8 protein-coding genes and 4 pseudogenes are annotated in these 10,020 nt (G+C 63.5%); 10 read left to right on the top strand and 2 right to left on the bottom strand.

The features are described from left to right. Positions 1-159: 159 nt before the first annotated feature. Positions 160-450 carry a hypothetical protein gene (locus VZ95_RS03265; RefSeq protein WP_045774608.1) on the bottom strand — a complete coding sequence of 97 codons (291 nt, stop codon included), beginning with the start codon at positions 448-450 and terminating at the stop codon, positions 160-162. Between the two features lie 287 nt (positions 451-737). Here VZ95_RS03265 and VZ95_RS22695 point away from each other — a divergent pair, with 287 nt between their 5' ends. From VZ95_RS22695 to VZ95_RS03240, 8 genes and pseudogenes are all read left to right on the top strand, one after another. Then, the gene (locus VZ95_RS22695; RefSeq protein ID WP_084627547.1) at positions 738-836 is read left to right on the top strand and encodes a potassium-transporting ATPase subunit F; all 99 of its coding nucleotides are present in this window, start codon (positions 738-740) and stop codon (positions 834-836) included. 12 nt (positions 837-848) lie between these two features. Then, positions 849-2,551, top strand: a pseudogene (gene kdpA, locus VZ95_RS03260) (potassium-transporting ATPase subunit KdpA). Positions 2,552-2,562: 11 nt separating this feature from the next. Further along, complete coding sequence (gene kdpB / locus VZ95_RS03255; protein ID WP_045774607.1) at positions 2,563-4,596, top strand: potassium-transporting ATPase subunit KdpB; 2,034 nt, start codon at positions 2,563-2,565, stop codon at positions 4,594-4,596. Positions 4,597-4,605: 9 nt separating this feature from the next. Next, a pseudogene (gene kdpC, locus VZ95_RS03250) lies at positions 4,606-5,209 on the top strand (potassium-transporting ATPase subunit KdpC). After that, a pseudogene (locus VZ95_RS26605) lies at positions 5,151-6,680 on the top strand (DUF4118 domain-containing protein); the annotation flags it as partial. The pseudogenes kdpC and VZ95_RS26605, both read left to right, overlap by 59 nt. Positions 6,681-6,840: 160 nt before the next feature. Then, positions 6,841-7,098, top strand: a pseudogene (locus VZ95_RS26600) (GAF domain-containing protein); the annotation flags it as partial. 15 nt (positions 7,099-7,113) lie between these two features. After that, positions 7,114-7,914, top strand: a complete 801-nt coding sequence (locus tag VZ95_RS26595) for a sensor histidine kinase (protein WP_232302456.1) — start codon at positions 7,114-7,116, stop codon at positions 7,912-7,914. After that, positions 7,892-8,599, top strand: a complete 708-nt coding sequence (locus VZ95_RS03240; RefSeq protein WP_045774606.1) for a response regulator — start codon at positions 7,892-7,894, stop codon at positions 8,597-8,599. The genes VZ95_RS26595 and VZ95_RS03240 overlap by 23 nt, the downstream gene beginning before the upstream one ends. 152 nt (positions 8,600-8,751) lie before the next feature. Here the strand turns inward: VZ95_RS03240 and VZ95_RS24995 are convergent, their stop codons facing one another. Beyond that, positions 8,752-9,048, bottom strand: coding sequence for a hypothetical protein (locus VZ95_RS24995; protein WP_052711439.1), 297 nt, complete (start codon positions 9,046-9,048; stop codon positions 8,752-8,754). Positions 9,049-9,094: 46 nt separating this feature from the next. Between VZ95_RS24995 and VZ95_RS23785 the strand changes: the two genes are divergently transcribed. Together VZ95_RS23785 and VZ95_RS03230 are read left to right on the top strand one after the other, a co-directional pair. After that, positions 9,095-9,418: a MotA/TolQ/ExbB proton channel family protein gene (locus tag VZ95_RS23785; RefSeq protein ID WP_052711438.1), complete on the top strand. Its 324-nt coding sequence runs from the start codon at positions 9,095-9,097 to the stop codon at positions 9,416-9,418. Between the two features lie 2 nt (positions 9,419-9,420). Then, positions 9,421-9,852, top strand: coding sequence for an ExbD/TolR family protein (locus VZ95_RS03230; RefSeq protein ID WP_045774605.1), 432 nt, complete (start codon positions 9,421-9,423; stop codon positions 9,850-9,852). The last annotated feature ends 168 nt before the right edge of the window (positions 9,853-10,020 follow it).

Raw genomic sequence — 10,020 nt, 5'->3', positions numbered from 1 at the left:
GGGGATCGCAGCTTTCGGTTTGTAATAGGTGCGATAAGCCCAATAGCCCCCGCCGCCCACGGCTGCCACGAGGATGAGAAGCCCGAGATATTTTAAAATGCGCATTCGCTCGATCTATCCCTCAGATTCGCAACTTTTGTGCGATTCTATATCGCGCCATCATACCCGCCGGGGTGCGCCTGAAGCGAGCGGAATACGCTGGCGTTTACCACCGCCGGACGAATCATCTTCTGCCGTCATAATCGCTATCCCGACTTGAACGCCGCCGAAGGTGACGGCAAAGCCCCAGGGGAGCATGATCCAGGCAACGAGAGGGCTCTCCGTTTGGTTGGCAAGCGTCGCCAAACCCCAGGCGTCACCGAACATCAGCCCGAGGCCAACGGCCACCCCAAGGCTCGCGCCAATCGCGGCATTGCGGATCATGAACTGAACGAGCGCGGGCAGGGCCATGATGCGTCTCCTGAAAACGATGGATCATGTAACGCCCCCATTGACGGGTACGTCAACGTGGTATTGCGCCGCAATGCACCCGGCGCGCGGGGTGATCTTTATGGGATTTTTATGCGCTCCGGCCCGGCTTCGTCTCGAACCTTCACGCGGGTTTGGCGTCAGATGCCCTTAACGGGAAACCCCGTAGAAGGAGAAATCATGCTGGATGTTGTGTTTCTGGCGGCCTTGGCCGCCGGATTTTCGGCGCTGGTCGGCTACGCGCTGGTCTGCGCCAAGGAGATCGACCGATGAGTGCGGCGAGCTTCGATCTCATTCTGGGCGGCGCGGTTGCGGCCTGTGTGCTCGCCTATCTGCTGCTGGCGCTGCTGCGCCCAGACCATTTTTAAGCGAGGCCGGTCATGACCTTGAACGGTTGGGCGCAAATTGCGCTCTTTTGTCTTATCCTTCTCATGCTGGTGCGGCCGGTCGGCGGCTATCTCACCCGGGTTTTCACGGGTCAGAAACTGCTGTTCTCCCCCGTCATCGGCCCCCTTGAGCGCGGCTTTTACGCTGCTGCCGGGGTTAACCCGAAACAGGGCCAGGCTGGGTGGCTTATACCGCCTCAATGCTGGTGCTGAACGGCGCGGGCGCTTTGCTGCTCTATGGCATTCTGCGCCTGCAAGATGGGCTGCCTCTGAACCCGCAGGGCTTTGCGGCGGTGGGGCCGGACCTTGCCTTCAATACGGCACTGAGCTTCGTCACCAATACCAACTGGCAATCTTATGGTGGGGAGACCACCATGAGCCACTTCAGCCAGATGGCCGGGTTGACGGTGCAGAATTTCCTGTCGGCAGCGACGGGGATTTGCCTTGCGATTGCGCTCGTGCGCGGCTTTGCTAGCAAATCGGCGCGCGACCTTGGCAATTTCTGGGTCGATCTGACGCGCGTCACGCTCTATGTGCTGCTGCCGATTTCGATTATCGCCGCGCTGTTCTTCGTCTGGCAGGGCGTGCCGCAGACCTTCGCCGCGAGCGCGGAGGCGGTAACGCTGGAAGGGGCGAAACAGACCCTCAGCCTCGGCCCGGTCGCCTCGCAACTGGCGATTAAGATGCTCGGCACCAATGGCGGCGGCTTCTACAATGTCAATTCGGCGCATCCATTCGAAAACCCGACGGCGCTTTCGAATTTCATTCAGATGCTGCTGATCTTCCTGCTCGGTGCGGGCTTGACCAATACCTTCGGGCGCATGGTCGGCAACGAAAAGCAGGGCTGGGCGATTTTAGGCGCGATGGGCGTGCTGTTCATCGCGGGTGTCGCCGTGGTTTACGGCGTTGAAGCCTCCGGCAATCCCTTCTTCCATCAACTCGGCCTGATCGGCGGAAATATGGAAGGTAAGGAAGTCCGTTTCGGCATTGCGGCATCGTCGCTGTTTGCCGTCATCACCACCGCCGCTTCGTGCGGCGCGGTGATTGCGATGCACGATAGCTTCCTGCCGCTCGCGGGCATGATCCCGATGATTAACATGCAGCTCGGCGAAATCATCGTCGGCGGTGTCGGAGCCGGGCTATACGGGATGCTGGTGTTTGCCCTACTGACGGTGTTTATCGCCGGGCTGATGGTCGGGCGGACGCCGGAATATCTCGGCAAGAAGATCGAAGCGCCGGAAGTCACCATGGCGATGCTGTCGCTGTTGGTGCTGCCGCTGGCGATCCTCGGCTTCACGGCTTTGGTCGGCTTCATCCCGTCGGCGCTGGCGAGTTTGCAAGACGCGGGGCCGCACGGCTTCTCCGAGGCGCTCTACGCCTATACCTCGGCCACCGCGAACAATGGGTCGGCCTTCGGCGGCTTTAATGCCAATACCCAGTTTCATAACGTGATGCTGGGGATTGCTATGCTGCTCGGGCGCTTCGCCATGATCGTGCCGGTGATGGCAATCGCGGGGTCGCTCGCGCGTAAATCCCCGCAACCGGCGTCCTCGGGCTCGTTCCCGACCGATACGGCCCTTTTCGTCAGCCTGCTGGTCGGGGTGATCCTGATCGTTGGCGGCCTGACCTACTTCCCGTCGCTGGCCTTGGGTCCGATTGCCGAACATTTGGCAATGACCGCCGGCACGCTGTTTTAAGGCGCAAGTTCATGAGCAAACGACCCCTCGTTTCCCTGACCGACCCGGCGATTCTGATCCCGGCGGCAGGGCAAGCTTTCACGAAACTCAATCCGCGTGCCCTCAGCCGCAATCCGATCCTCTTCGTCGTGGCCTTGGTCGCGCTATTGACCACGGTTCTGCTGGTGCGCGATCTTGCCACCGGCGCGGGCGGCACCGGCTTTACGGTGCAGATCGCCGCCTGGCTGTGGTTCACGGTTCTCTTCGGCACCTTCGCCGAAGCGGTGGCGGAAGGCCGGGGCCGAGCCCAGGCCGATAGCCTGCGCAAAACCCGCACCGAAACCACCGCGCGGCGCAAGCTGGCCAATGGCGGCACCGAAACCGTCTCGGCATTGGACCTCAAGCCCGGCGATTTGGTGATCGTCGAGGCGCTGGAAATCATCCCCTCCGATGGCGAAGTGATCGAAGGCGTCGCCTCGGTCGATGAAAGCGCCATTACCGGGGAAAGCGCCCCGGTGATCCGCGAAAGCGGCGGCGACCGGTCGGCGGTGACGGGCGGCACGCGGGTTTTATCGGATGTCCTCACCGTCCGCATCACCTCGGCGCGGGGCAATACCTTCCTCGACCGGATGATTGCGCTGGTGGAAGGCGCGCAGCGGCAGAAGACACCGAATGAAATCGCGCTGTCGATCCTGCTCGCGGGCCTGTCGATCATCTTCCTGCTGGCCGTTGCCACCATTCCGGGCTTCCTCGCCTATAGCGCGGGCGGCATCTCGGTCGTCGTGCTGATCGCCCTTTTCGTGACGCTGATCCCGACGACGATTGGCGCGCTGCTCTCAGCCATCGGCATCGCCGGGATGGACCGGCTGGTCCGCTTCAACGTGCTCGCAACCTCCGGCCGTGCGGTAGAAGCGGCGGGGGATGTGGATACGCTGCTGCTCGATAAAACCGGCACGATCACGCTCGGCAACCGCGTCGCCTCCGAATTTCTGCCGCTACCGGGCGTCGATGCCAAGGTTCTGGCGGAAGCCGCGATGCTGGCGTCGCTCTCGGACGAAACGCCGGAAGGCCGCTCCATCGTTGTGCTGGCGAAAGAAGCCTACGGCTTGCGCGCGCTCGATATGGCTGAACGCGGCGCGAGCTTCATCCCCTTCACCGCCATGACGCGGATGAGCGGGATCGATCTCGGCAAGCGCCAGATCCGCAAAGGCGCGACCGATGCCGTGCTCGCCTGGGCGGGCGGCGGTGCGGGCTCGGACCGGCTGACCGCGATTGTCGAAACCGTGGCTAAATCTGGCGGCACGCCGCTGGTGGTGGCGGAAAGCGGCAAGCTTCTCGGCGTCGTTCACCTGAAGGACGTGGTGAAGGGCGGTATCCGCGAGCGTTTCGTGGAACTGCGGCGCATGGGCATTCGCACGGTGATGATTACGGGCGATAACCCGCTCACCGCCGCCGCGATTGCCGCCGAAGCGGGGGTGGATGATTTCCTCGCCCAAGCGACGCCAGAAGCCAAGCTTAAGCTGATCCGCGACGAGCAGGCTAAAGGCAAGCTGGTCGCCATGTGCGGCGACGGCACCAACGATGCGCCCGCGCTCGCCCAAGCCGATGTCGGCGTCGCTATGAACACCGGCACGGTGGCGGCGCGCGAGGCGGGGAATATGATCGACCTCGACAGCGATCCGACCAAGCTCATCGAAATCGTCGGGATCGGCAAACAGTTGCTGATGACGCGCGGCGCGCTCACCACCTTCTCGATTGCCAATGACGTGGCGAAATATTTCGCCATCATCCCGGCCATGTTCGTGGGGCTCTATCCGCAGCTTCAAGCGCTGAACGTCATGGGTCTGTCGACCCCGAGCAGCGCCATTCTGTCGGCGGTGATCTTCAATGCGCTCATCATCGTCGGGCTGATCCCGCTCGCCTTACGCGGCGTGCGCTACCGGCCCCAGGGGGCGGCGGCGCTGCTGCGGCGCAATCTCTTCGTCTATGGCTTCGGCGGGCTGATCGTGCCGTTCATCGGCATCAAGATCATCGATCTCGCCGTTACCGCTCTCGGTTTGGCTTAGGAAAACATCATGATCCAACTCTTCCGACCGGCCTTCGTGCTGCTTATCGGGATGACGCTGCTACTTGGCATCGCTTATCCCGCCGCGATCACGGGGATTTCTCAACTGGTCTTTCCGCGTGAGGCCAATGGCTCCCTCATCGAGCGCAATGGCGCGGTGATCGGCTCCAGCCTGATCGGGCAGAATTTCACCGATCTGCGCTACTTCCACCCGCGCCCCTCGGCGACCTCCGGGACCGACGCCGATGGCAATAGCGTCTCGCAACCCTATAACGCGGCGGCCTCGTCCGGCTCCAACCTGGGGCCGACCTCGAAAGCATTGATCGACCGGGTGGCGGGCGATATCGCCGTGCTGGAAAACGACCAAGCCGGTGCCGGTGGATATCGTCACCACCTCGGCCAGCGGGCTTGATCCGCATGTATCGCCGGACGCAGCCCGCCTGCAAATCGAGCGGGTCGCCAAAGCCCGCGATCTGCCGGTCGCGGTGGTGCGCGAGCTGGTAGAACGGTTGGTGGAAACCCGTCTGATGGGGCTGATCGGCGAGCCGCGCGTCAATGTACTGGCGCTCAATCTGGCGCTGGATGACATGGCGACGACGCGTAAAAGTCCGTAATCTCACCAGCATGAGCGATTCCGATCTTTCAGCCGCCGAGCAGCGCCCGGACCCCGAGGCGCTGCTGGCCCTCGCCCAAAAAGAAGGGCGGGGGCGGTTGCGTATTTTCCTCGGGGCAGCTCCCGGCGTCGGCAAAACTTACGAGATGCTGCGTATCGCCCGGCAGCGGCGGCGCGAGGGGGTTGATGTCGTCGTCGGCGTCGTCGAAACCCACGGGCGGGTGGAAACCCAGCGCATGCTGGCCGGGTTGGAAATTCTGGACAAACGCGCGGGCGAGTATAAGGGCCGCACCCTGCCGGAAATGGATCTCGACGCGATTCTGGCGCGCAAACCGGCGCTGGTCCTGGTCGACGAATTGGCCCATACCAATGCGCCGGGCAGTCGCCACCCGAAGCGCTATTTGGACGTGGAGGAAATCCTCGCCGCCGGGATCGATGTTTTCACCACGCTCAACGTCCAGCACGTCGAAAGCCTGAACGATGTGGTGGCGCGCATCACCCGCATCCGCGTGCGCGAGACGGTGCCCGATTCGATCATCGACCGCGCCGACGAAATCGAACTCGTCGATGTGACGCCGGAAACCCTGCAACAGCGCCTCGCGGAAGGCAAAGTTTATGGGCACGAGCAGGCCCAGCGCGCGCTAAAACATTATTTTTCGGCGGGGAACCTCACGGCCTTACGCGAACTCGCCCTGCGCCGCACCGCCGACCGGGTGGACGCGCAAATGCGCGACTTCATGCAGAGCCACGCCATCTCCGGCCCGTGGGAAACCGGCGAACGGCTGCTGGTCTGCATCGATTCGCGCCCGGCGGCGGATTTGCTCATTCGGCAGGCCCGGCGGATGGCCGACCGGCTGCGCTGTGCCTGGACCGTGTTGCATATCGAAACCCCCAGCCCCCTCGGCCTGTCCGATGCGGCGCGCACGCGGATTGCCGAAGCCATGCGCCTCGCTGAACGCTTAGGCGCGGAAACCGTGACCCTACCGGGGCGGCGCGTGGTCGATGACGTGCTGGCCTATGCGCGCAGCCATAATGTGACACAGATCATCGTTGGCCATTACAGCTTGCCGCGCTGGAAACGCTGGCTGTCGGGCTCGGTCACGCAGGAATTGGTGCGGAAAGCCAGCGACATTAGCCTGCGCATCGTGCCGCTGGGGACGGGCGGGGCGGCGGTTTCGCTGTCGCTCCCGGCGCGGCCACCGCTCTCGGCCTTCGTTGAAGCGACGCTGACAGTGGGCGCGGCAACCGTGATCGCTTCGGGGCTCGACCGGTTGATTGCGGTGACGAACCTCTCCTTGGTGTTTCTCACCGGCGTCTTGGTCGTCGCGGTGCGGCGCGGGCGCGGGCCGTCGCTCTATGCCGCCGCGCTGTCGGTACTGCTGTATAATTTCCTGTTTCTGCCGCCGCTTTACACCTTCACGATTGCCGATCCCGCCAATGTGATTTCGCTGGTCGCCTTCTTCATCACGGCGCTGGTGACGAGCGATCTTGCGGCGCGCACCCATGCGCAAGGCACGGCGGCGGCGCAGCGGGCGAAGGTAACGGCGGACCTCTACAGCTTCAGCCGCAAGCTGGCCGCTATCGGCGCGATGGACGATCTTTTTGTGGGCCATCTCCCATCAGATTGCCGCGATGTTGAAGGTCAGCACGGTGGTTCTGCTGCCCGAGGGCGAGCATCTTGCGGTCCGCGCGGGCTATCCGCCCGAAGATCAATTGGAAGACGCCGATCTTGCGGCGGCGCACTGGGCGTTCAGCAAAGGTCAGGAGACGGGCCGGGATTCCGACACGCTCCCCGGCGCGCGCTGGCTGTTCCTGCCGTTGCGGACCGACCGGGAAATCATCGGCGTGCTGGGCCTGGATCGGGCCGAGCGGGGGCGGCCGATCCTGTCGCAGGACGAGCGCCGTTTGCTCAACGCGCTGGCCGACCAAGCCGCGATTGCCATCGAGCGCATCACCCTGGCCGGGGCCGTCGATCAAGCGCGGTTGTTGGCTGAGACCGAGAAGTTGCGCGGGGCGTTGCTCACCTCCATTTCCCACGATCTGCGCACGCCGCTTGCGACCATTTTGGGCTCGGTAACGGCCTTGCGGTCTTTCGGTGAGCGCTATGATGCGGCAGCGCGCGACGAGGTTTTGGGCAGCGTGCAGACCGAAGCCGAGCGGCTGAACCGCTTCGTCGGCAATCTTTTGGATATGATGCGGCTCGAAGCGGGCTCGCTCGCGCCGAAACGGGAGCTGCTCGATCTGGCCGAGGCGGTCGGCACCGCCCTGCGGCGCACGGCGGCTTTGCTGGTGCATCACTCGGTCGAAACCCGTCTTCCCGATGATCTGCCGATGGTCCAGCTCGACCATGTTCTATTCGAGCAAGTTCTGGTGAACCTCTTGGATAATGCCGCCAAATATGCGCCGCAAGGCTCGCTTATTCGAATTGAGGCGGCGGAAACGCCGGAGGGGGGGATTGTCCTAACGGTGGCCGACCACGGCCCCGGCATTCCGCCCGACCGTCGCCAGAGCGTGTTCGACCGCTTTTACCGGCTGGATGTGAACGATAGCTCGCCTGCTGGAACCGGCTTGGGGCTCGCCATCTGCCGGGGCTTTGTTGACGCGATGGGGGGGCGTATTCATGTAGAAGACGCCCCCGGTGGCGGGGCGGCCTTTGTCATTTCCCTACCCGAGACCTTGATTCATGTCGAACCCCTCCGGGACTAACCTGCGCGCGACTTTGCTGATCGTCGATGATGAACCGGCGATCCGGCGGTTTTTGCGCACCAGTCTCGCGGCGCAGGATTATGCCGTGATCGAGGCGGAAACCGGGGCGCAGGGGCTCGCCGCTGCCCGCCGCCCCGGCGTCGATCTCATGATTCTCGATCTAGGGCTTCCCGACCGTGACGGGCTCGACATAATCGCCGACCTGCGCATGAGCAGCGCCCTGCCGATCATCGTGCTCTCCAGCCGGGGGGAGGAGGCGAGCAAGGTCGAAGCGCTGGATTTGGGGGCCGATGATTACATCGTCAAACCGTTTAGCATCGAAGAGCTGCTGGCGCGCATCCGCGTTGCCCTGCGGCACCGGCTGCAAACCCAAGGCGCGTCCGAAGTCTTTACCCTGGGGCCGCTGACCATCGATCTCTTCCATCGCCGCGTGCTGCTGGAGGGGGCGGAGGTGAAGCTATCGCCCAAAGAATGGGGCATTCTTGCCGAGCTTGCCAAACATCCGGGCCGGGTACTGACCCATAAGCATCTGTTGAAAGCCGTCTGGGGGCACGAGGATGGGGCGGACGTGCAATATCTGCGCGTCTACGTGCGCCAACTGCGACAAAAACTCCACGATCCCGCCGATCAACCCCGGTTTTTGCTCACCGAAGCCGGGGTGGGGTATCGGTTGGCGGTAACATGATCCGTTCCGTTACGCGTGCTGATAAGAATCACTCTTAACTATGTTGATAATTCTTCGCAACTGCGGCAGAGTGCGGGCAATTGAGGCCCGGATAGGCCCATTTCCCCTTTTGTGGCGTGTAGGAGATTCCCCGTGGACGCACCCCTTTCCGGTCATAGCCTGTCGTTCATCGGGCTGTTCATGCAGGCGGATAGCGTCGTTAAAGGGGTGATGATTCTCTTGGCGTTTGCGTCGGTTTGGGGCTGGGCGGTCATTCTCGAAACCGTGTGGCGGTGGGGGCGGCCCAACGCAGCGTGCAGGCGTTCGAGGCGGGCGACGCCCCCGGTCTTGCCGAGGTTGCGCAGCGGCCCGAGGGTGCCGCGCAACGCGTGCTGGCGGCGGGCTTGAGGCTGGTGCAGCAGGATCGCGCGGCCTTCGCCGGAACCTCGGCGGCGACCCAGCGCGAGCATCTGGTGAGCGTCATGCGTGTGCAGTTAGGCCGGGAAGTGCGCCAGCTTGACCGACGTTTTGCCGCTGTTGGCGACGATCAGCTCGTCGGCCCCCTTTATCGGTTTGTTCGGCACGGTCTGGGGGATTATGAACAGCTTCACCGCGATTGCCCAGGCGCGCGATACCAGCCTCGCCACGGTTGCGCCGGGGATCGCTGAAGCGCTGCTGGCGACGGCGATGGGCCTGGTCGCAGCGATTCCGGCCGTTATTGCTTATAATATGCTGGCGGCGGCCATCGGGCGTTTCTCGGCGCGCACTCAGGCGGTAATGGCGGAGACGGCGTTGAAGCTCACCCGTGCCCCCGTCGCTTCTGCCGAAAAGGCCGCTTAAGCATGGCCGGGGGACTGCTGCCGAGCGGGGGCGGCGACGAAGACGGGCTGCCCGCCGTCGCCGATATCAATATCACGCCGCTGGTCGATGTGATGCTGGTGCTGCTCATCATTTTCATGGTCGCCGCCCCGATGCTGGTGGCGGGGGTTCCGGTCGAGCTGCCGAGCAGCCAAGCCGCGCAACTGACGCCGCCCGCGCCGCCGATTACCCTGTCGGTCGATGGGCAGGGGCAGGTTTTTCTCGATCAAGAGCCGATTGCAAAAGCCGCCCTGTCGCCGCGCCTTGCCGCGCTTGCGGCGGCGGATAAGACCCGCCCGATTTATGTGCGCGGCGACAAAAGCCTCTCCTATGGTGTTATCGCCGAGTTGATGGGGCAGGTTGGCGCAGCGGGCTTCAGCCGCGTCGCCCTGCTCACCGAACCCGTAAAACCGTAGCCCCCCGCCGGAAGCTGAACGGATATGGCGAAAGCCTTTCTTACCTCCTTTACGCTGCACGCAGCCGCGCTCGGCCTCTACGTCTGGCTTGCGCCCGAGGGGCAGCCGATGCCGAGCGAAACGCCGCAACTGATCGAATTGCAGCCGATAGCGCTCATCACCGAAGCG

Source organism: Elstera litoralis (assembly GCF_000963705.1).
Classification (GTDB): domain Bacteria; phylum Pseudomonadota; class Alphaproteobacteria; order Elsterales; family Elsteraceae; genus Elstera; species Elstera litoralis.
Note: the sequence above shows the minus strand (reverse complement) of the source record. Positions and strands in the feature narration are given on the sequence as shown.